Source organism: Streptosporangium amethystogenes subsp. fukuiense, from assembly GCF_042665875.1.
Taxonomy (GTDB): domain Bacteria; phylum Actinomycetota; class Actinomycetes; order Streptosporangiales; family Streptosporangiaceae; genus Streptosporangium; species Streptosporangium fukuiense.
The window spans coordinates 5,386,422-5,409,109 of record NZ_JBHTEE010000001.1; the positions used below are offsets into that span (position 1 = coordinate 5,386,422).

Here is a 22,688-nt window from a genome sequence, read left to right on the forward strand (position 1 = left end):
TCCCACGTGAGCCTGGCACCGAGGGGAGCGCGCGGCCGGGTGAGTACCGCCATCGGGCACACCACCGACCGCCTCTCCCCCGTGAGCTGTCAGCCAGGCGCGAGCAGGGTGAAGTCGGTGCGACCGGAGACGACTCCGTTGACCTGGACTTCGACCGCGTGGGTACCGGGGTGGTAGCGCCTGGTGGTGATCTCGCGGAACGAGTGGTCGCGCGAGAGATCGATGGTGTCGCCGGGTGCGAGGGTCCTGGTGGTGAGCTTGAAGGTCTTGCCGCTCTGGCTCCCGTTCGCCTTCCTGTGGTGAACGATGTAGTCGATCGCGAGCCGCACCGGCTCCTGCCCGGGGTTGGTGACGGAGACGGTGAATCTCAGCGTGCCGCCGAACGGCACGGTGGTGCCGGCGAGCTTCGGACCCACGATCTCGACAACCGTGCCCGGAGTGAACCCCATCAGTTCCAGTGCGCCGGGATGGCCTTTCTTGATCAGCGTCCGCAGTCCGTGCCGAACGACTCTCCGCGTGTTGCCGTCCGGATCGGCCAGCCAGGCGGCGGCGGTCTCGATCACCAGGTCGGGCCGCTCCCTGCTGAGGTCGTTGAGATGGTTGGCGACCGAGCGTCGTACGTACTCGCTCTCGTCCCGGTACAGGGCACTGATGACCGGCACGGTCGACCGGGGGTTCGCGAGGATGGCCGGAACCCGCTTGGCCCAGGGCAGGAAGGCCCGGGTCCCCTCGGTCGCGAGACGGCGGACGTGCTCATCGGGATGAACGGTCCAGTCGATGATCCGTGCCATCGCGCGATCGAGATCGCGTTCGAGCAGCAGGCGGATGGCGAACTCGGAGGTCAGGCGTGGAGTGAGCTCCGCGAGCGCGTCAAGGGCGTCATCGAACGCCTCGCCGCTCCCGTCCTCGATCGCCTTGGTGGCGACAGCACCGCTCACCGGCCAGATCAGCCAGCCGCTGAAGGGATGTCTCCCGTTCAGCGCGGCCCGGACCGTGCCCGCGAAGGACCCGTAGTCTCCGGGCAGGTCCCGCAGCAGGGCGTCACGCAGCAGGTCGGCACGCTCGCGCAGGGACAGGGGGCCGAGTTCGGAGGTCGCCGCTCGAAGTGCCGTGAGCCGGGCGTCCGGCACGACCGCCCCGACCGCCCGGGCCAGTGCGCGGGCGGTGTCGGGTCCGATGAGCTCGTCGGCGAAGGGCATCTGTGTTCTCCAATGGGACGTCGTGGCGGCGGGCCCGCCGCCGCGATGGGGCACGGAGGTCCCTCCTGCTCGTCGTGCGGCCCCGCACGACGAGCAGGAGAGGCCGGGGCTTCCCGGGAGCGCCGCGAGTCGTGGATCCGCCGCCCCGGCCGGGAGGCCGCGTGATGGCACGGCCGTCTTCGGGGCGGATGCCCGGCGTCGGCCGGCTCACCTGCCGGAGGGGCGGGCGCGGATGTGCAGGCGTTCGCCCTGGGGGCCGAACAGGCTGAGTATCTCGGCGGGTTCCGGGCCGGGACTGCTGAACGCGTGCGGGATGTGGGTGTCGAACTCCGCGACCTCTCCGGGCATCAGGACGATCTTCTTCTCACCGAGTGACAGGCTCAGCCGCCCGGACAGGACGTAGAGCCACTCGTAGCCCTCGTGGACCCGCTGTTCCGGCCCGCAGCCGGGCCGGCTCGCCGGAATGATCATCTTGTACGCCTGCAGCCCGCCGGGCCTGCGGGTCAGCGGGATGAACGTCATGCCCTCACGGGTGATCGCGCGCTGGTGGACGCGCGGATCGCCGGTCTCCGGCGCGCCGACGAGCTCGTCCAGGGGGAGCTGGTGGGCTCGGGCCAGCAGGAGCAGGAGTTCCAGGGTGGGACGACGCTGGCCGGACTCCAGGCGGGACAGGGTGCTGACCGAGATCCCGGTGGCCTCGGAGAGCTGCGCCAGGGTCGCGCCGCGCTGCCGGCGCAGTGCCCTCAGGCGCGGGCCTACCGCGTCGATGGCCCTGTCGAGGGCCTCGTCCGGAGGGAGGGCGTCGTCGTTCATGCCATCTATTTGCCATCCCGGCAAAGGCATTTGTCAAATCCGCCACCTTGGGCGGATAGTCCAGCGACGAGACGGCCGCCGTGATCCCACTCCGGCCGTACGACGAGCGAAGGAGAGCACACGGTGGAGGAGAAGTACGACGTGGTGGTGGTCGGCGGCGGCGCGGCCGGTCTCAGCGGGGCCCTGACCCTGGGCCGGGCGCGCCGCTCGGTGCTGGTGGTCGACGCCGGTGCCCCGCGCAACGCCCCGGCCGGGCATGTGCACAACTACCTGGGCCGCGAGGGCACGCCCCCCGGCGAGTTGCTGGCCGTCGGCCGCGCCGAGGTGACCGGCTACGGCGGTGAGATCGTGACCGGCACCGTCACCTCGGTCCATCGGCTGGAGGGCGACGACGGCTTTCGCGTGCTGCTCGCCGACGGCCGACAGGTACGGGCTCGGCGGCTGCTGGTGACCACCGGCCTGGTGGACGAGCTGCCCGACGTTCCGGGGCTGGCCGAGCGATGGGGACGCGACGTCCTGCACTGCCCGTACTGTCACGGCTGGGAGGTCCGCGACCAGGCGATCGGCGTCCTGGCCGACAGCCCGATGGCCGCGCACCAGGCCCTGCTGTTCCGGCAGTGGAGTGAGCGGGTGACCCTGTTCCTGCACACCGCCGCCAAGCCCACCGATGAGGAGTACGAGCAGCTGGCCGCCCGGGGCGTCACCCTGGTGGAAGGCGAGGTCGCCGCCCTGGAGACGACCGGCGACCGGCTCGACGGCGTCCGGATGCGTTCGGGAGAGCTCGTCCCCTGCCAGGCCGTGGTGGTCGCGCCGCGCTTCACCGCCCGGGCCGACGTGCTCGCCTCCCTCGGGCTGGAGCCGGTCCCGCAGCTGGTCGGCGGCCACGTCGTCGGCAGCTACGTGCCCGCCGATCCCACCGGGGCCACCGCGGTGCCCGGGGTGTGGGTGGCCGGCAACGTGGCGGACCTGCGCGCCCAGGTGATCGTCTCCGCCGCCTCGGCACTGAACACCGCCGCGGCCATCAACGCCGACCTCATCGCCGAGGACACCCGCCACGCCGTCGCCGCTCACCGCCGGCGGCCCGAGTCCCTCTCCGGCCACGCCGAACGGGTGCCTGACGACCGGCACGGCCCCGCCACCGCGGCAGCACCGGACGCTCACCGGCACACCGACCAGGACGCCCTGGTCGAGGGCATGTTCAGCGAGCAGGCCTGGGAGGAGCGCTACCGTTCCCGTGACGCGGTCTGGAGTGGCCGGCCCAACCCCCAGCTCGTGGCCGAGACCGCCGACCTGCCCCCCGGCACGGCGCTCGACGTCGGTTGCGGCGAGGGGGCCGACGCCCTCTGGCTGGCCGAACGCGGCTGGCGGGTCACGGCGGCGGACTTCGCCACCGTCGCCCTGCGGCGCGGCGCCGAACACGCCGAGGCCCTCGGCGCGGAGGTGGCCGGGCGGATCGACTGGGTGCACGCCGACCTGACCGGCTGGGCACCCGATGAGGGCCGCTTCGACCTGGTCACCGCCCATTTCATGCACCTGCCGAAGGAGCAGCGCGAGGCACTGCACACCCGGCTGGCCGCCGCGGTGGCCCCCGGCGGGACTTTGCTCATCGTCGGCCACCACTTCTCGGACCTGGAGACCACGATGCCCCGGCTCAACGTGCCCGAGATGTTCTTCACCGCCGAGGAGGTCGCGCACTCCCTCGACCCCGACCTGTGGGACATCCTCGTCACCGACACCAGACCGCGCCTCGCCGACGACCCCGAGGGCCGCCAGGTCACCATCCACGACGCCATCCTGCGAGCCCGCAGGCGCCCGTGACCGGCCACCCCGGTCACCGCTCGGGAAGCCTCGGGTCGGCGGACATCGCCTCGCGCGGCGACCGCGCCCCGAGGGCCGCCGGCCAAGGGGGATCGCGAAACCCTCCCCCGGGCAGGTGAGGGGGTGCCCGGTTGCCAGGTCGTCGCCGGATGTCGAATACGGTGAGCAGGTGTCGGTCAGCGACCGGGTCGAGCGAAAGCAAGGAAAGCAGTGAAGCTTCTTCATTCAGGGAAGGTCCGCGACGTCTACGAGGACCGCGGGGACATCATCCTCGTGGCGTCCGACCGGGTGTCGGTGTACGACGTGATCCTGCCCACGCCCATCCCCGACAAGGGGAAGATCCTCACTCGGCTCTCGCTCTGGTGGTTCGAGCAACTCGCCGACATCGTGCCCAACCACGTGATCTCGGCGACCGACGTACCCGCCGAGTTCGCGGGCCGTGCGGTGCGGTGCAGGAAGCTGGAGATGGCGAAGGTCGAGTGCGTCGCGCGCGGCTACCTGACCGGCGGCGGGCTGAAGGAGTACCTGGCGCACGGGTCGGTCTCGGGCGTGCCGCTGCCGCCCGGCCTGCTGGACGGCTCCAAGCTGCCCGAGCCGATCTTCACCCCGTCCACCAAGGCGCCGCTGGGGCAGCACGACGAGCCCATCTCCTTCGACGAGGTGGTCGCCCTGGAGGGCGCCGAGGTCGCCGAGGAGTTCCGGCGGATCACGCTGGAGATCTACCGGCGAGGCTCCGAACTCGCCGCGGAGCGGGGCGTCATCATCGCCGACACCAAGATCGAGCTGGGCTGGGACTCCGAGGGCACTCTCGTGCTCGGCGACGAGGTGCTGACCTCCGACTCCTCCCGTTTCTGGCCCGCCGACCGGTGGGAGCCCGGCCACGCGCAGTTCTCCTTCGACAAGCAGTACGTGCGTGACTGGGCGACCGGCACGGGCTGGGACAAGAAGGAGCCTGCCCCGGAGGTCCCCGCCGAGGTCGTGGAGGTCACCAGGGCACGCTACATCGAGGCGTACGAACGCATCACCGGCAGAACCTGGTAGGAGCCCGGCCCGGACCCGCCACATCGAGGCGTACGAACTCCGACTCCCCGACGCCCGGGTAGGCGGCCTGAGTCCCCTACAGGGAGAGTTTCCTCTCGACCGCGGCGCCCACGATGGTCGGTTCCACCGGGGCGGAACCGGTGGGCGCCCCGAAGTCGGCCACGATGCAGGTGATGTTGTCGGGGCCGCCGCCCCGGTTGGCGAGGTCGATGAGCCAGCGAGCCGCCTCGTCGGGATCGGAGATCTCGGTCAGCGTGTTGAACAGGGTCTCGGGGCCGACCACGGCGGTCAGGCCGTCGGAGCAGAGCAGGTAGCGGTCCTCCGGGTAGGCCTCGCGCAGCGACAGGTCCAACTCGCCGTCGCCGGTGCCCTCAAGGACCCGCAGCACCATTGACCGGCGCGGGTGCTCGGCGGCCTGCTCAGGGGTGATCCGTCCCTCGTCCACCAGCGACTGGACCAGGGTGTGGTCATGGGTGATCTGGTAGAGGGCGCCGTCGCGCAGCATGTAGGCCCGGGAGTCTCCGACATGGGCCAGGGCGAAGGTGGCGCCGTCCCAGAGCATGGCGGTCAGGGTGGTGCCCATGCCGCGCAGCGTGGGATCCTGCTCGCTCATGTCGCGCAGCGTGTGGTTGACGTCCCTGGCGGCGCCCTTGAGCGCGGCGAGCAGGTCGACACCGTCGGCGGGAAGGGTGCCGTCCAGTGCCGCCATGGCGGTGACGGCAAGTGAGCTGGCGACCTCTCCACCCGCATGACCACCCATGCCGTCCGCTATGGCGAGCAGGCGCGCGCTCGCGTAGCCCGAATCCTCGTTCGCCTCACGGCGGACCCCCACGTCGGAGCGGGCCGCGTAGCGCAGTGCCAGTGGTTGGTTCAGTGCCATGAAGGCAGTAAATCATTGGTTGAAGCACTTCACAAGCAAAGACGTTGTAGACCGTTGCGGCACAGTCAACTACTGTGGCCCAACATGGAGGAGTCCCAGGAGATCACCGTGAACGCGGGCGACATCGCCCGGCTTGCCGGGGTCGGCAGGGCAGCGGTGAGCAACTGGCGCCGCCGCCACGAGGACTTTCCCCAGCCGGTGGGCGGTACCACCTCCAGCCCGCTGTTCTCGCTGCCGGAGATCGCCGGGTGGCTGCGCGCGAACGGCAAGTCCTTCGAGGTCTCGCTCGGCGACCTGGTCTGGCAGCGGATGCGCACCTCGGTCGACGACCTCAGACTGGGCGAACTGGTGGCCAAGGTCGGCGCCTTCCTGCTGTTCCTGCGCCGCGAGCCCACCGCCTGGCGTGATCATGGTACGAAGTCTCTCACCCGGATGGCAGAGGTGACGACCGATCTCCCCGGCTCCGCCGATCTCCGCCTGGACGATCTGGCCCTCGTCCGGCTGGTCGCCGAGCTGGCCGCCGAACGTGACCCGCTGGAGGTCTTCGAGTTCCTGTGCGAGCGCTACGTCGAGGCGCACTCCCGCCAGCTCTCGGTCACCAGGGACGATGTGGCCGAGCTCATGGTCCGGCTGGTGGTGCGGGAGGGGGACGTCGTCCTGGACCCGGCATGCGGTATCGGAACGCTGCTGCTGGGCGCGGACAGCTCGACGGCCCGGCGGGGAAGCGCTTCGAACGGCGGGAAGACCATCCTGATGGGGCAGGAGATCAACGAGACGAACGCGCTGCTCAGCGCGGTTCGGGTGCTGCTGCGCGGGACCGAGGCGCGGATCGTCGCCGGTGATTCGCTCCGCGAGGACGGCCTGGCCGGTGACGTGGCCGACGCCGTGGTCTGCGACCCGCCGTTCAACGAGCGGGTCTGGGGGCACGAGGAGCTCGCCGGCGACCCGCGCTGGGAGTACGGCCTGCCGCCGCGCGGTGAGTCCGAGCTCGCCTGGGTGCAGCACTGTCTCGCCCGCGTGCGGCCGGGCGGCCTGGTGGCGATCCTGATGCCCACCGCCGCCGCCAGCCGTCGTCCGGGCAAGCGGATCCGCGGCAACCTGCTCCGGGCGGGGGCGCTGCGGGCCGTGGTGACGCTGGCGCCCGGCGGCCCCGACCTGTGGATACTCCGCAGGCCCGACGGCGGGCGTCCACCGTCCCAGCTGCTGGTGGTGGACGCCGGCGAGGACCTGTCGGTCGTGGAGCCCGCCTGGCGCGCGTACCTGGAGAACCCCGAGGCCGAGCCATCCGGCGAGGGCCGCGCGGTGCGCATCATCGACCTGCTCGACGACGAGGTCGACCTCGCCCCGGCCAGGCACCGCCCGCAGCACAGCGGCCTCGACTTCCCGCGCGACTTCACCGAGACCCTGGCCGGCTTCATGGGTGCCTCGGCCACGCTGTCGGAGGCCGCTCCCGCCCTGGAGTTGCTCGCCGAGCGGCAGGACCTGCCGACCACCACGGTCGGCGAGCTGGCCAAGGCGGGGCTGATCACGATCCTGCAGGCGCCGCCGAGGATGTCGGCGGACGAGGGCCCTCTCCCGGTGCTGACCGCCGACGACACCGCGGCGGGCGCCTCGCCCTCCGGCCGTACCACCCTCGACCCGGCACTGATCATGATCAGGCCCGGCGACGTGGTGACCACGGTGCTCGGCGCGGTCAGGGTGATCACCCAGAGCGGCGCGGCGCTCGGCCCGCAGCTCACGCTGTACCGGGTCGACCCGCAGCGGCTCGACTCCGGGTTCCTGGCCGGTTTCCTGCGCTCGGCCGACGCGGCCAGGGTCCATCCCTCATCCAGCCGCCTCGACGTGCGGCGGGCGAGGGTGCCCATGCTGCCGCTGTCCGACCAGCGGATGTACGGAACGGCCTTCCGCGAACTGTTCGAACTGGAGGACAGACTGCGCGAGACGAGGGCACTGGGGGAAACGCTGATCCGGCTAGGCTTTGACGGACTGGTCGACGGCCATCTCCGGCCATGCGACCAAGGGGCGTGATGCCCGCGCTTCCAGGGGAGGGTCGATGGTCATCGGCGACCGATACGTACTCGACGACCTCCCTCTCGGCCAGGGGGGCATGGGGGCCGTCTACGGCGGCCATGACAGGCATCTCGACCGCAGGGTGGCCGTCAAGTTCCTGAGGTTCCTCACCGGCCCCGACGAGGAGCTGAAGCGGCGTTTCCTGCGCGAGGCCCGCATCCTGGCCAGGCTGGAGCACCCCGGCGCACCGGTCCTCTACGACTTCGGCACCTTCGACCAGCGGCTGTTCCAGGTGATGCAGTTCATCGAGGGCGTCACCGTGGCCGACGTGGTCAGCGAGCACGGCCCGCTCCCGGTGCCCTGGGCCGCGGCGATCGCCGCCCAGGCCTGCGCGGTGCTGACCGCGGCCCACGCGCTGTCCGTCTGCCATCGCGACCTGAAGCCGACCAACCTGATGCTCTGCCCCGACGGGAGCGTCAAGGTCCTCGACTTCGGCCTGGCCGTGCTCCGCGAGGCCGACTCGACGCAGTTCACCCGGGTCGGCCAGATTCTCGGCACCCCGTCGTACATGGCACCCGAGCAGATCCAGCGCGGCCTGTCCGGTCCCCGCAGCGACCTCTACGCCCTCGGGTGCGTGATCCACGAGATGCTGACCGGCCGCCAGCTGTTCACCGGCCCCACCGAGTACGCCGTGTTCGAGCGCCAGGTGAAGGAGCGCCCGCCCGAGGTTCCGGGGGTCCCCGCCGAGCTGAACCGCCTCCTCGCCGACCTGCTGGAGAAGGACCCGGAGAACCGCCCCGCGGGCGCCGACGTCCTCTACGAGCGGCTGCAGCCCTTCGCGGTGGACCTGCCGATGCTGCCGGGCTTCCTGCACCCGTCGTCGGTGCCGAGCCCGGGCCGGATGTACGCACGGATGGTCGGCCGGGTCCTGGCCTGACGGCCCCTGCCCGGCGGTCACCGCGCGACCGTCCCGGCGGGGCGTGTCCTAGCGGTCGCCGGTCTCCCGGCCGGCCTCCGGTGTCCGGCGGCCTGCCCGTCGGGGGCGTCCCGGGCGAGGGCGGCGGCCTCGATCAGCCCGGCGTCGGCGAGGCGGCCGAGCTCGCCGTGGAGCCGGCTCCGGGTGGCGGGCCAGACGTTGGCGAGCGAGACAGCGAAGACTTTCATCAGGTCGTATCCGCTCGCCGGCCCCTCGGAGAGCAGGCCGGGCGGCGCGCGTCGAAAGCTTACGGCCTCTTCCGACGTTCTTCTATTGACATGTCGCTCATGGGAGCTTTCTTTCGACATATCACCAGTGGAAGATCCAGGAGGGATCATGACCCCGTCCTATCTGCAGGGTGACCTCGCCCCGGTTCCCGACGAGATCGACGTCCACGATCTGACCGTCGAAGGGCTCCTCCCCGCCGAGCTGAGCGGACGCTACTTCCGCAACGGCCCCAACCCGCTGCCGGGGCAGGACCCCGGCCACTGGTTCGCCGGCCCCGGCATGATCCACGGTGTCCGCCTGCGCGACGGCCGCGCCGAGTGGTACCGCAACCGGTGGACCCGGACCACCCAGTTCACCGGCGACGCCCGGTTCCTGGGCCCCGACGGCATCGACCTGACCGCCATCAGCGCCAACACCAGCGTGGTCCGGCACTCCGATCGGCTCTTCGCCCTGGTCGAGAACGGCCTGCCGTACGAGATCACCCCCGAGCTGGGCACCGTCGGCGCCTGCGACTTCGGCGGCAGGCTGACCACGGCCATGACCGCCCACCCCAAGGAGGACCCACGCACCGGGGAACTGCTCTTCTTCGGCTACGGCTTCTTCCCCCCGTACCTCACCTACCACCGCCTGTCCGCCGGTGGCGAGCTGGTCGAGAGCCGGGAGATCGAGGTCCCGGGGCCGACCATGATGCACGACTTCGCGATCACCGAGAACCACGTGGTCTGGCTGGACCTGCCGGTGGTCTTCGATCTGGAGATGACGGACCACGGCATCCCCTACCGGTGGGACGACGCCTACGGCGCCCGGCTCGGCGTGATGGGACGCGCCGACGGGAAGACGCGCTGGTTCGACGTCGACCCCTGCTACGTCTTCCACGTCGGCAACGCCCACGAGGACGCCCTGGGCCGGATCGTCCTCGACGCGATCCGCTACACCCCCGGCAGCTTCCAGAGCGTGTGGGAGAGGGTCGGCAGCGGGGTGGACGAGGTCCCCGGCCCCGGCGCCGCGGGAAACCCGGAGCGGGGAGCGACCCTGCACCGGTGGACGCTCGACGCCAGGAACGGTCTCGCCAAGGAGGAGCGGCTCGACGACCGCGCCGTCGAGTTCCCCACGATCAGCGGGGCGCGCACCGGACTTTCCAGCCGCTACCTGTACACCGTGACCGAGAAGGCGATCGTCAAGTACGACACGGAGACCGGCGCGAACGACGTCAGGGAGACCGGCGGTGCGACGGGCGAGGCGGTGTTCGTCCCGGCCGAGGGCGAGCGCGCCGAGGACGACGGCTGGCTGATGGCGGTCGTCACCTCGAAAGGCGACTCGGCACTGTGGGTGCTGGACGCCGGCACGCTGGAGTCCGTGGCGACGGTGCGGCTGCCACGCCGGGTGCCCACCGGCTTCCACGGCTCCTGGTTCGCCGACGCCTGACCGCCGCCACGGTGCCCCGTGACCGGCGATCGGGGAGAATACGCCCCGTGGAAGGGCGATGGGTCGAGGTGGCGGACCGGGTGCTGGTGCGGCGGTACGCCGAGCTGGACCTGTCGGTGGGGCTGGTCGTGGGCGACGGCGGCTGCCTGGTGGTCGACACGCGGGGAGACGAGCGGCAGGGGGCCGAGCTGGTCTCGGAGGTCAGGCGGGTGACATCCGCCCCGTGGGCGGTGGCGATCACCCACTCGCACTTCGACCACAGCTTCGGCACCCGGCCCTTCCTCGACTGCCCCGTCTGGGCGCACGAGGGCTGCCGGACCGACCTGGCCGACAACGGCGGCCGGGCCAGGGACGAGTGGGCACACCACTACCGGGATCGGGGGCGTGCGGACATCGCCGACGACATCGCGAGCACCGAGATCGTACTGCCGGACCACCTGGTGGCCGGCCGGGCGGAGCTGGTCGTCGGCGGTCGCCCGGTAGTCCTGGCCCACCTCGGCCGCGGCCACTCCGGCAACGACCTGGTCGTCCACGTGCCGGACGCCGGCGTGGTCTTCGCCGGGGACCTGGTGGAGAACGGCGCCCCGCCCGCCTACGAGGACGCCTATCCCCTCGAATGGCCGGCCACCCTCGCCGGGCTGCTCGACCTCCTCGGCGACAGCGGCGGCAGCAGCGGCGGCAGCGGCGGCAGCGGCGTCGTCGTCCCCGGCCACGGCGACCCGGTCGACCGCGCCTTCGCCGCCGCCCAGCACGCGGAGATCACCGCCCTGGCCCGCCTGTGCGAGCGGGTGGCGGCGGGCCTGCTCTCCCCCGCCGACGCCGTGCGCCTGTCGCCGTACCCGGAGGAGACCACCAGGACCGCCCTCGGCCGCCCCTGTTGAGCGCGGCTCAGATCTCCTCCCGGAGCCCGGCCGTCGGGTCGAGCTGGCGCGGCTGGTTCGCGATCCTCGGGTGATGCAGGTCGAAGGCCGGCCGCTCCGAGCGGATGGTCGGGATCGAGGTGAAGTTGTGCCGGGGCGGCGGGCAGGAGGTGGCCCACTCCAGTGAGTTTCCGAACCCCCACGGGTCGTCCACGGTCACCCGCCGGGCGTGGCGCGCGGTGTGCCAGAGGTTGTAGAGGAACGGCAGCGTGGAGGCGCCGAGCAGGAACGCGCCGAGCGAGGAGACCAGGTTGAGCGTGGTGAACCCGTCGATCGGGCTGTAGTCGCCGTAGCGGCGCGGCATGCCCTGCGCGCCCAGCCAGTGCTGGACCAGGAAGGTGGCCTGGAAGCCGATGAACAGCATCCAGAAGTGCAGCTTGCCCAGCCCCTCGTGCAGCATCTTGCCGGTCATCTTCGGCCACCAGAAGTAGAAGCCGGCGAACATCGCGAACACCACGGTGCCGAAGACCACGTAGTGGAAGTGCGCGACCACGAAGTACGAGTCGTGCACCTGGAAGTCCAGCGGCGGGGAGGCCAGGATGACCCCGGTCAGCCCGCCGAGCAGGAAGGTGACCAGGAAACCGACGGCGAACATCATCGGTGATTCCATCGATATGTGCCCGCGCCACATGGTGCCGGCCCAGTTGAAGAACTTCACCCCCGTCGGGATGGCTATCAGGAACGACATGAAGGAGAAGAAGGGCAGCAGCACCTGTCCGGTGGTGAACATGTGGTGCGCCCACACGGTCATCGACAGCCCCGCGATGGCGATGGTCGCGCCGACCAGGCCGATGTAGCCGAAGATCGGCTTGCGGCTGAAGACGGGGATCACCTCGGTGATGATGCCGAAGAACGGCAGCGCGATGATGTAGACCTCCGGGTGGCCGAAGAACCAGAACAGGTGCTGCCAGAGCAGCGCTCCCCCGGTCTGCGGATCGTAGACGTGGGCGCCGTGCCTGCGGCTGGCCTCCAGCGCGAGCAGCGCGGCGGACAGCACCGGGAAGGCCATCAGCACCAGCAGGCCGGTCAGCAGCACGTTCCAGGTGAAGATCGGCATGCGGAACATCGTCATCCCGGGGGCCCGCATGCAGATGATCGTGGTGATGAAGTTGACCGAGCCGAGGATCGTGCCGAGACCGGCCATCACCAGGCCCACGATCCACAGGTCACCGCCGACCTGCGGGGAGTGAGGCGCCGTGGAGAGCGGCGCGTACGACGTCCAGCCGAAGTCGGCGGCGCCGCCGGTGGTGAGGAAACCGAAGATGACGATGACGCCGCCGAAGAGGAAGAGCCAGTAGCTCACCATGTTGAGCCGGGGGAACGCCACGTCCGGCGATCCGATCTGCAGCGGCATGATCACGTTGGCGAACCCGGCGAACAGCGGGGTCGCGAACAGCAGCAGCATGGCCCCGCCGTGCATGGTGAACATCTGGTTGTACCGCTCCAGGCTCACCACCTGCATGCCCGGCTGGATGAGCTCCGCCCGGATGATCATGGCCATGAGCCCGGCGAGCACGAAGAAGACGAACGCGGTGATCATGTACAGGTACCCGATCACCTTGTGGTCGGTGCTGGTCAGCCAGTTCACGACCAGTGAGCCCGGCACCCGGTTGCGCGGCGCCAGCGGTGAGGTCAGCGGCTCCTCACTTGACTGCTCGGAGGTCGTCACAGCCCACCCCCTCGGAAACCGGCTCGTCCATGAACCGGCCCATCCTCGAACCGGCGCGGCATCCGATCCCCGCCGCCTTCCATCCCGCCATCCCCAGGAAAAGTCACTCCCACTCGCTCCCTTCCGCCATCTTGCCCGCGCGCTGACCTGGCGATTAATCGCCCTCATCCGGACCTCGCCGGCCCGGGTGGGCGGCATGGGACGCCCCGCCGTGCTTGACCCGGGAGTGAAAAGGGCACTCCGCTGGAATACGGAGCGTCGAAAGGAACACCTCATGGCCCAGCGACAGCGCGTCGTCGTGATCGGAGGAGGGTTCGCGGGCTTCACCGCGGTTCGCACCCTTTCCAGGATGGCGAAGGGCGCGATCGAGATCGTCCTGATCAACCCGACCGACTACTTCCTCTACCTGCCGCTGCTGCCCGAGGTCGCGGCGGGGATCCTCGACCCGCGCAAGGTGGCGATCCCGCTGGCCGGAAACCACCCCGGCGTGCGGCATCTGCTCGCCACCGCGGACACCGTCGACATCGAGGCACGCCGCCTGAGGTGCACGGACGCCGAGGGCAACCCCCGTGAGCTGAGCTACGACCGCCTGGTGATCGCGGTCGGCAGCGTCAACAAGCTGCTCCCCATACCCGGTGTCGCCGAGCACGCCCACGGTTTCCGCAGCATCGCCGAGGCCCTCTACCTGCGCGACCACCTGATCCGCCAGATCGAACTGGCCGCCACCTCCTCCCCCGAGGAGCGCAGGGCCCGATGCACCTTCGTGGTCGTGGGCGCCGGGTACACCGGTACCGAGGTGGCGGCCCAGGGACAGTTGCTCACCCTCGACATCCTCAGGAGGCTGCCGGAGCTGCGTGACCAGCCGGTCCGCTGGATCCTCGCCGACGTCGCCCCGCGCATCCTCCCCGAACTCGACGAGCGCCTGTCGCGGACCGCGCACCGAACGCTGTCGGAGCGGGGCGTGGAGATCCGCACCGGTACGAGCGTGGCCGAGGCGACGGCGAACGGCGTCGAACTCTCCGACGGGGAGTTCGTGGCGACCCGGTCGCTGATCTGGTGCGTCGGCGTGCGCCCCGACCCGATGGTGGAGTCACTGGGGCTGCCGACCGAGAAGGGGCGGCTGCTCGTCGACGAATACCTGCGGGTGCCGGGACACCCGGAGATCTACGCCTGCGGCGACGCGGCCGCGGTGCCGGACCTCACCCGCCCCGGCCGGTACACCGCGATGACCGCCCAGCACGCCGGCCGCCAGGGCAGACGTGCCGCCCGCAACATCGCCGCCTCGTACGGTCGCGGACGGCTCCGGCCGTACCGGCACAACGACCTGGGGTTCGCCGTCGACCTGGGCGGGGCCGCCGCCGCCGCGGACCCGCTGGGCGTGCCGCTGTCCGGCATGGTCGCCAAGGCGGTGACCCGGGGTTACCACCTGCTGGCCGTCCCGCACGGCCGGGCGCGCATCGCCGGAAGCTGGCTGCTGGACCTCGTGCTGCCCCGCCAGACCGTCCAGCTGGGCATGGTCAGCGGCGCGGAGGTCCCGCTCACCTCCACCACCCCCGAGCGCCCGCACGGAGTGAGCGCCCCGGAGCCCGAGCCGGCGAGGCGAGCCTGAGCGGATGAAGCGTAAAGGACGGCGAAATCTTCGACCCTCTCGGCGATGCCACACCGAAGCGGGGTAAGGGGCCGGGTATGGCAGAAATCGGTTACACGATGATGTGCGAGCAGACACCCGCCAGGCAGCTGGTCGAGGACGTCGCCACGGCCGAGCGGGTCGGCTTCGACTACGCGGTCATCTCCGACCACTACTTCCCGTGGCTGGAGGAGATGGGGCACTCCCCGTACGCCTGGTCGGTGCTCGGCGCGGCCGCGCAGGCCACCGCGCGACTGCCCCTGATGACGTACGTGACCTGCCCGATCATGCGCTACCACCCGGCGGTGGTGGCGCAGAAGGCGGCGACCATGGGAGTGCTGAGCGAGGGCCGCTTCACGCTGGGGCTGGGCGCGGGGGAGAACCTCAACGAGCACGTGATCGGGGAGGGCTGGCCGTCGGCCGACACCCGGCACCTGATGTTCAGGGAGGCCATACAGATCATCAGGGAGCTGTTCGAGGGCGAGTACGTCAACTATCGTGGCGAGTTCTTCGACGTCGACTCGGCCAAGCTGTTCGACCTGCCCGAGCAGCCCGTCCCGCTGGCGATCGCCGCCTCTGGCGGCCGTTCGGGGAACATCGCCGCCGAGTACGGGGACGCGCTGGTCGCGATCGACCCCGACGCGGACCTGGTGCGCGTGTTCGCCGACGCGGGCGGCGCGGGCAAGCCCGTCTACGGCCAGCTCGCGATCTGCTACGACCCCGACGTGGCGGCCGCCACGGAGCGGGCGCACCGGCTGTGGCGCTGGTCGGCGGCCGGCTGGAAGGTCATGGCCGAGCTCCCCGGGCCCGTCAACTTCGCCGCCGGCGCCCAGACCGTGCGACCGGAGGACATCACGGCGAAGGTGCCGTGCGGTCCCGACGTGGACGCCGTGGTGGAGGCGGTGCGCGCCTACACCGACGCCGGTTTCACGCACGTCGCCCTGGTCCAGATCGGCCACGAGCACCAGGGCATGTTCTTCGACTGGTCCGAGAAGGAACTGCTTCCCGCCCTGAGCCGCCTCTAGTGGCTCCCGGCGGGAAACGGGCGAGATGGTCCGGAGGCCGGGTCGATCCTCCCTTCGCGGGGAGCGACGGCCAGGCGGTTCCGCAAGAGCGCACAGGGAAGGTTCACCCGGGTGAATGACGTGTGGGATCTGGCGGTCGTCGGCGGTGGGCCCGCGGGGGCGGCGGCCGCACTGCGCGCGAGGCAGCTCCGGCCTGACGCGCGGGTGCTCCTACTCGATCGGGCCGACTTCCCCCGCGACAAGGCCTGCGGCGACGGCATCGCCGCCCACTGCCGTGACGAACTCGCCCTGCTGGGCATCCCCGACCTCATCGCCGACCACCGGCCGGCGCGGCGCCTGGCGGTGGTCTCCCCCGGCGGCGCGCGTGTCTCGGCCACCTCCGCCCGGCCCAACCATGTCGTCCCCCGCCGGGTCTTCGACGCCCGCCTCGTCGACGCCGCCCGTGCCCGCGGTGTCGAGGTCCGCCGCCACCACGTCCGCTCGCTCGCCGTCCTCGACGACCGCATCGTCCTCGACGGCACCGTCACCGCCCGTGCCGTCGTCGCCGCCGACGGGGCCAACTCGACGATGCGGCGCCTCATCGGCGTCTCCCCCGCCCCCGACAGGCACACCGCGATCGCCGTACGCGGCTACGCCGACGTACCCGCCGACGACGACGTGCAGTCCATCTTCATGCAGCAGGACGGATGGCCCGCGTACGCGTGGTCGTTCCCCATCGGCGACGGCACCGCCAACATCGGCTTCGGGATGCTCCTGCCCAGGCTGCGCGCCACCGGCCTGCCGGGCCGCGAGGTGCTGCACGGCCGGCTCGCCGAACTGCTGCCCCAGCTGAGCCCCCACGACCTGCGCGCCCACCACCTGCCCCTGTCCCCGGGGCGGCCGAGGCCGGGCTCCGGGCGGGTGATGCTCGCCGGCGACGCCGCCGGTCTCATCAACCCGCTCACCGGCGAGGGCATCTACTACGCCCTGGTCTCCGGCCGCCTCGCCGGCGAGGCGGCCGTGCGGGCCGCCGCCGATCCGCTGCCCGCCTACCGGCGCGAGCTGAGGAAGGCACTCGGACGGCACCTGCGCACCACGGACGTGCTCGCCCTCGCCGCCCAGTCACCCGGCTTCATCGACGCGGCGATCGACACGGCCGCCCGCCGCAAGGAGGTGTTCGACCTGCTGGTCGACGTGGGCCTCGGCGCGGGCACCGTACCGCTCCCGCTGGCACTGGCCGTGGTCCGCCGCTGGATCGCGAGCGGCGTCCGACGGCGCTGAACACCGCACACGCACGCTCCCCAGGTGACGGCACGGCGGTTTCTCCCGGCCACCTGAGAACCACCGGTCAACGACGCCGATCCGCGCCTCGTGGTCCTCATCGCGGTTAGAGGAAAGGGAGCGAGGAACGGCGGGACTCCGCCGTTCCTCGCGGGATCACCCGCCGGCGATCACCTTGTCCGAGCCCAGCGCCTCGGCGCGGGTCTTGAGGGTGGTACGGAGCGACGTGGCGTCGGCCTCGACCTTGGCGGTGTCGGCGCCCTCGTTCAGCCGGTAGGACTTCACGATGTCGTCGAGCAGCGTGGCGGCGGCTCCGCCTCCCAGGAGCCTCTGGTACAGGTTCCGGTACTGCTCCTCGTAGACCTTCTTGAAGGCGGGCGCCTTCAGGAACCTGTCCTTCAAGACGTGGCCCATCCGCGGCCCGCCCATCGGGCTGATCTGACGCGCGCCGCCCTCCCGGCTGACACCGTCCTGACCGGCACCGTCCTGACCGGCACCGTCCTGACCGGCACCGCCCTGTGGCTGCCCGCCTCGCGTCGGCTGAACCTGCGGCTGCCCGCTCCCGGTCGGCCGGGACTGGGACCGCGACTCCTGGGCCGGCTGAGCCTGGGACCCCGCCTCCTGCGTCGGGCCGCCCCTGCCGAACCCCATGCCGATCGTGTCGTTCGGTCCCGCCGTGGCGTTGCCGTTGAAGGCGAAGTTGAGGTCCCAGGCGATGACGGTGAACTTCTTGTCGTCCAGGTCGTACCACAGGTAGTAGTTACGCCCGGGACCGCTCATGTCGTCGAAGTTGACCGTCAGGTTCTGCAGGACGAGATAGCGGGCGAAGGACTCCACGTCCACCCGGTCGGCCAGCCCGGCGGCGAACTCCTCGTCGGAGGCCTGCTCCACCCACTTGACCAGGTCGATGATCGGCTGCAGGTCCTTACCTCCCACCTTGTTGACCTGTTTGAAGTCGGTGCCGTAGGCGGTCTGGTCCTCTCCCTTGTAGCTGAAGCCGCTTGAGGCGAGCGACTTGTACAGCACGCCGTCGCCGAGCCGCTCCGCGTATCCCTCGTCGAGATACTCCACCAGCAGACGTGGAGCCGAGGAGCGGCCGTTGACCGTGAACGAGCTGTAGGTGTACCGCTGGGTCGGCTCGCCGGCCGCGCCGACCAGCGAGATCGCCAGTGCCTCGTTCAGCAGGGTCGGGGACTGCCCGGTCGCGGGACGCACGGCCATCTGCGAGTGCCCCTGGTAGCGGCGCCCCTCCACGAACTCGTCGAAGCTGATCAGCCAGGGCAGGTTCTCGGGTTCCTCCGCCTTGAGCGCGGTCATGGCACCGCCCGGACCCCGCCCCAGCCCGCCACCCTCCGCACCGCCGTCCGGCGGCTGGAAGCCCTCCGGGGGTTGGAAGCCCTCGGGAGGTTGGAAGCCCTCCGGAGGCTGGAAGTTCCCCGGGCGCCCGCCGCCGGGGCCGCCGCCCCGCTCCCCGGTGCGGGACTTGCCGTTCCAGGTGAGCCCCCTCAACGTGGAGTTGCCCTTCAGCCGGATGCCCACGCTCGGCAGGGTGGTCCCGTCGATGACCAGGTCGGCCTCGACGTACTTCTTCTCCCCCTCCTTGAAGTACTCCTCCAGCATGTCCCGGTAGGCCCCGTCCTTGAACGTGATCTGGACGCTGTGCGAGAGCGCGGTGTCGAAGATGTCCTGGGTGCCCGCGATGTCCTGGGTGACCGTCCGCGCCGCGGCGACCTGCCCGGTGGTGACGTAGGGCCGGATCGTCCCGGTGCCGAAGCCCGCACCCACCACCAGCAGGAACACGGCGAAGACGGCGACCACCCTCCAGTGGTGCCGGAGCCTGACCGGAATCCGGTGCCGCAGCCGCGGCCGGTTCTTGGGAATGGTCATGGCCGCCTACAGGTCGGTCTGGTCGTACCCGGTCAGGACCGTGACCGGCTGGCCGCTGTTGCGCTCCCGCAGGGCCGCGATCAGGTTCGAGGGCTCGCCACCCTTCTTGATCTTGACCGTGTACATCAGCTCGGTCAGCGCGCCACCGCGGATCGACTCCATGCTCACCAGTTCGAACTCGTCGGTGTGCCGGATCAGCACGTCCTGGATCGTGTGGGTGTAGTCCTCGTCCGAGGGCACCTGAACCTTGACCACCTGGCGCTGGACGTTCAGGTGGAACCAGTTGAAGCGATTCATGATCATGATGACCAGCGAGATCGCCACGGCGGCGACGGCGGCCAGGACGTAGAAGCGGGTGCCCACGGCCATGCCGACGGCCATCACCAGGAAGATGAAACCGACGTCCCGGGTCTCCTTGATCGCATTGCGGAACCGGACCACGGAGAGCGCGCCGACCAGCGCGAACGCGCGCGCGATGTTGGAACCGACGACCAGCATGATCAGCGAGATGATCATGCCGAGGATGACCAGCGTCTGGACGTAGGACTGGCTGTAGGAGACGTTGCGGTGCGTCGCCCGGTACACCCAGCCGATCATCACGCTGAGCACGAACGACAGCGACATCGCGATGGCGATGTCCATCACGCTGAAGGTGCCGGACAGGTCCTGGAAATCGAAGTTCATGGGGGTTACGCCTCCATCAGGCGGAGTGGGGGTCATGGTCGGGGACGTGGAAGATCGACCGAGGGGCCCGGCCGAAGGCCTCCACGCTCTGGCAGTACTTGGAGACCCGCACCACCTGCAGGTTCCGTTTGGCGGTCAGATCGGTGAGCCAGTAGGGAACCCGCTCGTTCGCCTTGACCTCGATGATCGATTTGGTGGGCGGGACGATGAACCGGTTCTGGGCGTCGGCGCCGATGTGGAAGTCCCGGTCGCGGCCCCGTACGCGCTGGTCGAAGGTGACCCGGAGGCCGACGTCGGCGTCCCGGCCCACATAGGCGTGCCGCTGGTAGCCGGTCATCGCGGTGGCCCGCAGGTCGAGCCTGCAGACCAGGTCCAGAACCTCCTCGACGAAGGGCCGCTCCGCCTCGGTGTGCTCGACCGGCTCGCGCCCGTCGCACAACCGCAGCGCGTCGGCGTACGGCAGGCAGACCCGGCGCTTCTGGGTGACCCGGTTGACCCGCTGCTTGATCTCGACGAACACCGGAGTGTCCGCGGTGACCTTGAAACGGTCGCCGTAGTGCCTGATCCGCAGCTTCCGCCGGAACTTCAGGCCCTCGATCTTCTCCCAGTAGAAGCGGAGCCCGCGGGTGTCGTAGTAGACACTCCAGATGCCGTACCCCTCGTCCCCGCTGTGCGCGTCACGGTCGAGCCGCCGCTCCATCTCGTCCCGGAGCCCGTCCACCAGACCGGTGTCGACCAGATACTTGATCTCGTAGCGGTTGAACGCGTGCAGCCTGCTCGGCGCACGCAGCGCGTGCCCGGAATCGGGCACCCGCCCGTCCCCGCCACCGTCCCCGGGATCCGCGGGGCTGTCCGCGATCGCGGACGACCTGCGAAGTCTGCGCAGCATGTTGCTCCATTCGAGAGAGCGTCGGCGGACATGTCATGGTGCGAACCCGGGAGCGAGGTGTCCGAGCCCCCGGCGCGGGACGCTCCGGACGCGCGCGTCCCGCGAGCGGCGGTCCGCACGGCGAGGCCGCCCGGCCGGAGTGCCCCGGACGGCGACTCACGGATGTCGGGCCCGTCACCGGCGACCAGCGCCTTCGCCGCGACCGAACCGTTCATGACGTCGTTCTACGTGCCCTCGATGAGAGTCGTCTGAGAAGCGTGTCAACTTCCATTCATCCGGCGGACGAACGGCGGTAACCCGTCGTTAAACGCGGACCGCGAAAGGGGCCGGTCCTCGCCCCGCGACGGATACTCGGCCGCCATGTTTCATCTGGGGATTTCCATCTATCATCACAAAACTTGTGACTCTAATTCACAATATGTTTCACTGTGTTACAGCGCAGTAGCACCTCTTTACTTCCCCCATACCGAGGAGAGTGCGTTGAGTCAGCCCTCCAGTACCGAATTCACCGGAAACCCCGATGTCGTCAGGCTGTCGGCGAGCCTGCTCGACCGCCGGGACGGTGACTGCGGAGACTTCGCGGCGGTCAAGGCTCGCCCGAAACTGTGGCCGCGGGTCTCCGAAAGGCGCAGGTACGCGCCCTGGGAGACCTTTCCGCTCGGCCTGGTGATGGGCGTGCTCGACGCTGTCGAGTTCGAGGGCACCCCGATCGACGAGGCGCTGCCGAGGGTCCTCGGAAACGCCCGCGACACCGTGCATCCGGGAGTCGCCAACTGGATCGAGCACGCCTGCCACACCTACCTGGAGGTCTCCGAGAGCCTGGCCGCCACACTCGCCTCCGAGGGGGTGGAGCTCCGGCCCGAGCACCGGCCGCGGATCGTCCAGGGCGGCCGGTCCCCCGCGGAGATGCGGTCCCTCACCGTGTGGGGCCGGTGGTACGGCTCACCGGACGGTACGACGGTGGAGTTCCGGCGGATGCGCCTGCGCCGCCCCCTGGGCGGCACGGATGTTCCGTCCACCCAGGCGATGGCGTACGTGGCGGCGGTCGGCAAGCAGGTGACGGAGCCGTCGGAGCTGCATCGCGCCATCCCCGTCCCGGTGCGGCCCGTTCCCGCCCCCCGGCGAGTACGGGTGGTCGAGGTCGGGTTGACCACCGGCACGGAGCAGGTCCTTGTCGACACGGCGGATCTGGAGGGGATCCGCGGCGCCTACGCCTCGAACGTCAGACCCGCGACGGCCCGGCTGCTGGCCGGTGGCGGCCGGGCCCCGGGCCGGGACTGCGCCGAGTGCAAGGCACGGACCTCCTGCGGGGACCTCGCACACGCCCCCGGCCTGCTCGGCCTCGACGACCGGGGCACGCACCTGCGGACATGGTCGATCACGACGTCCCGCTACTACCAAGTCTGCCCGGCACAGGCTCACCTGCGAGAGCTCCGGCTGCCCGGCGACCGGGAGACGAGCCCGTCCGCCGAGCGCGGCCGGCACGCGCACGCGTGGCTTGAGGCCGCGCACACCCGTGGCAGGCCCTGCACCCTGGCGGACCTGCCGGAGTCGGGCGCCGATGACTGCGGCATCGCCGACGAGTTGATGGAGCGCCAGGAGTACCACCGGGCCCGGCCGTACCTGCTCCGGCATCTGACGGTATGCCCACTGCGCGGTCCGGGCGAGGTCACCGAGATCAGACCCGAGCCGAAGGTCGCCGCGTACGACGCGCGGGCCGATGTGCTGGTGCTCGCCCACCCGGATCTCCTCCGCCGGGTGGACGGACGCCTCGTCTACCGCGAGCAGAAGACGTCGGCCGTGCCGCGCGGCATCACCGTGGGAAACGCGCTGGAGATGGTCCCCCAGCTCGCCCTGGCGGTCCGCCTGATCGCCGCCGGCGTCTTCGGGGACACCGACGGGCTGGTCGAGCTGGAGCAGCTCACCCCGGACTCCGCCGAGGTGCTCACCTTCGACGCGACCGACCCGGCGACCGTCTCGACCGCCCAGGCGGTCGTCCTCGATCGGGTCCGGTCCTGGCATCGCGATGTCGTCTTCCGTGCCACCCCGGGAGCCTGGTGCCGGTTCTGCCCGGTGTCCCGCTGGTGCCCGGACGCCTCGGGTTCCGGCCTACCCGCGGTGGACGATCTCACCTTCGATCCCCTCACCGGGGAGGTCCTGGCGAGCCCCGGCCGGCTGGACGGTCACCTCGAAGCGCTCGCGGCCATCCTCGCCGACCCCGAACCCGACGACGAACCTCCGTTCTGAGCCGCTGGAGAGCAACGCCAGGAGGCCCCTGGGGCGTGTCCTGTGGATCTCCCTGTCGCGGGGAGATCCACAGGACACACCCCAGCGAGC

Annotated in this window: 18 protein-coding genes; 10 read left to right on the forward strand and 8 right to left on the reverse strand. The window is 70.7% G+C overall.

The features are described from left to right. Nucleotides 1-89: 89 nt before the first annotated feature. Nucleotides 90-1,199 (reverse strand): DNA alkylation repair protein, encoded by a 1,110-nt coding sequence (locus ACFQVD_RS22990; protein ID WP_343975835.1) that lies wholly within the window; start codon nucleotides 1,197-1,199, stop codon nucleotides 90-92. A gap of 207 nt (nucleotides 1,200-1,406) precedes the next feature. Then, nucleotides 1,407-2,012 (reverse strand): helix-turn-helix domain-containing protein, encoded by a 606-nt coding sequence (locus ACFQVD_RS22995; RefSeq protein WP_343975839.1) that lies wholly within the window; start codon nucleotides 2,010-2,012, stop codon nucleotides 1,407-1,409. A gap of 123 nt (nucleotides 2,013-2,135) precedes the next feature. Between ACFQVD_RS22995 and ACFQVD_RS23000 the strand changes: the two genes are divergently transcribed. Next, on the forward strand, nucleotides 2,136-3,830 hold the full coding sequence (locus ACFQVD_RS23000; protein WP_343975842.1) for a bifunctional NAD(P)/FAD-dependent oxidoreductase/class I SAM-dependent methyltransferase: 1,695 nt from the start codon (nucleotides 2,136-2,138) through the stop codon (nucleotides 3,828-3,830). Nucleotides 3,831-4,040: 210 nt separating this feature from the next. Next, on the forward strand, nucleotides 4,041-4,871 hold the full coding sequence (locus ACFQVD_RS23005) for a phosphoribosylaminoimidazolesuccinocarboxamide synthase (protein WP_343975845.1): 831 nt from the start codon (nucleotides 4,041-4,043) through the stop codon (nucleotides 4,869-4,871). A gap of 76 nt (nucleotides 4,872-4,947) precedes the next feature. Here ACFQVD_RS23005 and ACFQVD_RS23010 read toward each other — a convergent pair whose 3' ends face one another. Then, nucleotides 4,948-5,751, reverse strand: a complete 804-nt coding sequence (locus ACFQVD_RS23010; protein WP_343975848.1) for a PP2C family protein-serine/threonine phosphatase — start codon at nucleotides 5,749-5,751, stop codon at nucleotides 4,948-4,950. A gap of 84 nt (nucleotides 5,752-5,835) precedes the next feature. On the opposite strand from ACFQVD_RS23010, the gene ACFQVD_RS23015 reads away from it, so the two are divergent. Both ACFQVD_RS23015 and ACFQVD_RS23020 read left to right on the forward strand, forming a co-directional pair. Continuing rightward, nucleotides 5,836-7,779 (forward strand): N-6 DNA methylase, encoded by a 1,944-nt coding sequence (locus tag ACFQVD_RS23015; RefSeq protein ID WP_343975851.1) that lies wholly within the window; start codon nucleotides 5,836-5,838, stop codon nucleotides 7,777-7,779. Nucleotides 7,780-7,804: 25 nt separating this feature from the next. Next, nucleotides 7,805-8,698, forward strand: coding sequence for a serine/threonine-protein kinase (locus tag ACFQVD_RS23020; protein WP_343975854.1), 894 nt, complete (start codon nucleotides 7,805-7,807; stop codon nucleotides 8,696-8,698). A 17-nt stretch (nucleotides 8,699-8,715) separates the two neighbouring features. On the opposite strand, the gene ACFQVD_RS23025 is transcribed toward ACFQVD_RS23020, so the two are convergent. Further along, entirely contained in the window at nucleotides 8,716-8,925 is a 210-nt protein-coding gene (locus ACFQVD_RS23025; RefSeq protein WP_343975857.1) for a hypothetical protein, read from the reverse strand. 148 nt (nucleotides 8,926-9,073) lie between these two features. Here ACFQVD_RS23025 and ACFQVD_RS23030 point away from each other — a divergent pair, with 148 nt between their 5' ends. Further along, on the forward strand, nucleotides 9,074-10,390 hold the full coding sequence (locus ACFQVD_RS23030) for a carotenoid oxygenase family protein (protein ID WP_343975860.1): 1,317 nt from the start codon (nucleotides 9,074-9,076) through the stop codon (nucleotides 10,388-10,390). Between the two features lie 47 nt (nucleotides 10,391-10,437). Continuing rightward, nucleotides 10,438-11,271, forward strand: a complete 834-nt coding sequence (locus ACFQVD_RS23035; RefSeq protein WP_386271993.1) for an MBL fold metallo-hydrolase — start codon at nucleotides 10,438-10,440, stop codon at nucleotides 11,269-11,271. A 7-nt stretch (nucleotides 11,272-11,278) separates the two neighbouring features. Here ACFQVD_RS23035 and ctaD read toward each other — a convergent pair whose 3' ends face one another. Next, complete coding sequence (ctaD, locus tag ACFQVD_RS23040; protein WP_386271995.1) at nucleotides 11,279-12,979, reverse strand: aa3-type cytochrome oxidase subunit I; 1,701 nt, start codon at nucleotides 12,977-12,979, stop codon at nucleotides 11,279-11,281. Between the two features lie 274 nt (nucleotides 12,980-13,253). On the opposite strand from ctaD, the gene ACFQVD_RS23045 reads away from it, so the two are divergent. The 3 genes from ACFQVD_RS23045 to ACFQVD_RS23055 all read left to right on the forward strand — a co-directional run bounded on the left by ACFQVD_RS23045 (nucleotide 13,254) and on the right by ACFQVD_RS23055 (nucleotide 16,891). Beyond that, nucleotides 13,254-14,588 (forward strand): NAD(P)/FAD-dependent oxidoreductase, encoded by a 1,335-nt coding sequence (locus ACFQVD_RS23045; protein WP_343975866.1) that lies wholly within the window; start codon nucleotides 13,254-13,256, stop codon nucleotides 14,586-14,588. Between the two features lie 77 nt (nucleotides 14,589-14,665). Further along, nucleotides 14,666-15,631 carry a TIGR03557 family F420-dependent LLM class oxidoreductase gene (locus ACFQVD_RS23050; protein ID WP_343975869.1) on the forward strand — a complete coding sequence of 322 codons (966 nt, stop codon included), beginning with the start codon at nucleotides 14,666-14,668 and terminating at the stop codon, nucleotides 15,629-15,631. Between the two features lie 111 nt (nucleotides 15,632-15,742). Further along, on the forward strand, nucleotides 15,743-16,891 hold the full coding sequence (locus ACFQVD_RS23055; protein WP_343975872.1) for an NAD(P)/FAD-dependent oxidoreductase: 1,149 nt from the start codon (nucleotides 15,743-15,745) through the stop codon (nucleotides 16,889-16,891). Nucleotides 16,892-17,047: 156 nt separating this feature from the next. On the opposite strand, the gene ACFQVD_RS23060 is transcribed toward ACFQVD_RS23055, so the two are convergent. From ACFQVD_RS23060 to ACFQVD_RS23070, 3 genes are read right to left on the reverse strand one after another with little or no spacing between them, the layout of a single operon-like run. Continuing rightward, nucleotides 17,048-18,778 (reverse strand): CotH kinase family protein, encoded by a 1,731-nt coding sequence (locus ACFQVD_RS23060; protein WP_343975875.1) that lies wholly within the window; start codon nucleotides 18,776-18,778, stop codon nucleotides 17,048-17,050. Between the two features lie 6 nt (nucleotides 18,779-18,784). Continuing rightward, the gene (locus tag ACFQVD_RS23065; protein WP_343975878.1) at nucleotides 18,785-19,462 is read right to left on the reverse strand and encodes a DUF4956 domain-containing protein; all 678 of its coding nucleotides are present in this window, start codon (nucleotides 19,460-19,462) and stop codon (nucleotides 18,785-18,787) included. A 16-nt stretch (nucleotides 19,463-19,478) separates the two neighbouring features. Continuing rightward, nucleotides 19,479-20,351 (reverse strand): polyphosphate polymerase domain-containing protein, encoded by an 873-nt coding sequence (locus tag ACFQVD_RS23070; protein WP_343975881.1) that lies wholly within the window; start codon nucleotides 20,349-20,351, stop codon nucleotides 19,479-19,481. A gap of 480 nt (nucleotides 20,352-20,831) precedes the next feature. On the opposite strand from ACFQVD_RS23070, the gene ACFQVD_RS23075 reads away from it, so the two are divergent. After that, the gene (locus ACFQVD_RS23075; protein ID WP_343975884.1) at nucleotides 20,832-22,598 is read left to right on the forward strand and encodes a PD-(D/E)XK nuclease family protein; all 1,767 of its coding nucleotides are present in this window, start codon (nucleotides 20,832-20,834) and stop codon (nucleotides 22,596-22,598) included. Nucleotides 22,599-22,688 lie beyond the last annotated feature (90 nt).

What these genes read in the sequence shown, in the direction of transcription:
- ACFQVD_RS23015 (WP_343975851.1), top strand. Translation starts at nt 5,836, where the DNA reads ATGGAGGAGTCCCAGGAGATCACCGTGAACGCGGGCGACATCGCCCGG.
- ACFQVD_RS23050 (WP_343975869.1), top strand. Translation starts at nt 14,666, where the DNA reads ATGGCAGAAATCGGTTACACGATGATGTGCGAGCAGACACCCGCCAGG.
- ACFQVD_RS23010 (WP_343975848.1), bottom strand. Translation starts at nt 5,751, where the DNA reads ATGGCACTGAACCAACCACTGGCACTGCGCTACGCGGCCCGCTCCGAC.
- ACFQVD_RS23045 (WP_343975866.1), top strand. Translation starts at nt 13,254, where the DNA reads ATGGCCCAGCGACAGCGCGTCGTCGTGATCGGAGGAGGGTTCGCGGGC.
- ACFQVD_RS23020 (WP_343975854.1), top strand. Translation starts at nt 7,805, where the DNA reads ATGGTCATCGGCGACCGATACGTACTCGACGACCTCCCTCTCGGCCAG.
- ACFQVD_RS23060 (WP_343975875.1), bottom strand. Translation starts at nt 18,778, where the DNA reads ATGACCATTCCCAAGAACCGGCCGCGGCTGCGGCACCGGATTCCGGTC.
- ACFQVD_RS23025 (WP_343975857.1), bottom strand. Translation starts at nt 8,925, where the DNA reads ATGAAAGTCTTCGCTGTCTCGCTCGCCAACGTCTGGCCCGCCACCCGG.
- ACFQVD_RS22995 (WP_343975839.1), bottom strand. Translation starts at nt 2,012, where the DNA reads ATGAACGACGACGCCCTCCCTCCGGACGAGGCCCTCGACAGGGCCATC.
- ACFQVD_RS22990 (WP_343975835.1), bottom strand. Translation starts at nt 1,199, where the DNA reads ATGCCCTTCGCCGACGAGCTCATCGGACCCGACACCGCCCGCGCACTG.
- ACFQVD_RS23065 (WP_343975878.1), bottom strand. Translation starts at nt 19,462, where the DNA reads ATGAACTTCGATTTCCAGGACCTGTCCGGCACCTTCAGCGTGATGGAC.
- ACFQVD_RS23030 (WP_343975860.1), top strand. Translation starts at nt 9,074, where the DNA reads ATGACCCCGTCCTATCTGCAGGGTGACCTCGCCCCGGTTCCCGACGAG.
- ACFQVD_RS23070 (WP_343975881.1), bottom strand. Translation starts at nt 20,351, where the DNA reads ATGCTGCGCAGACTTCGCAGGTCGTCCGCGATCGCGGACAGCCCCGCG.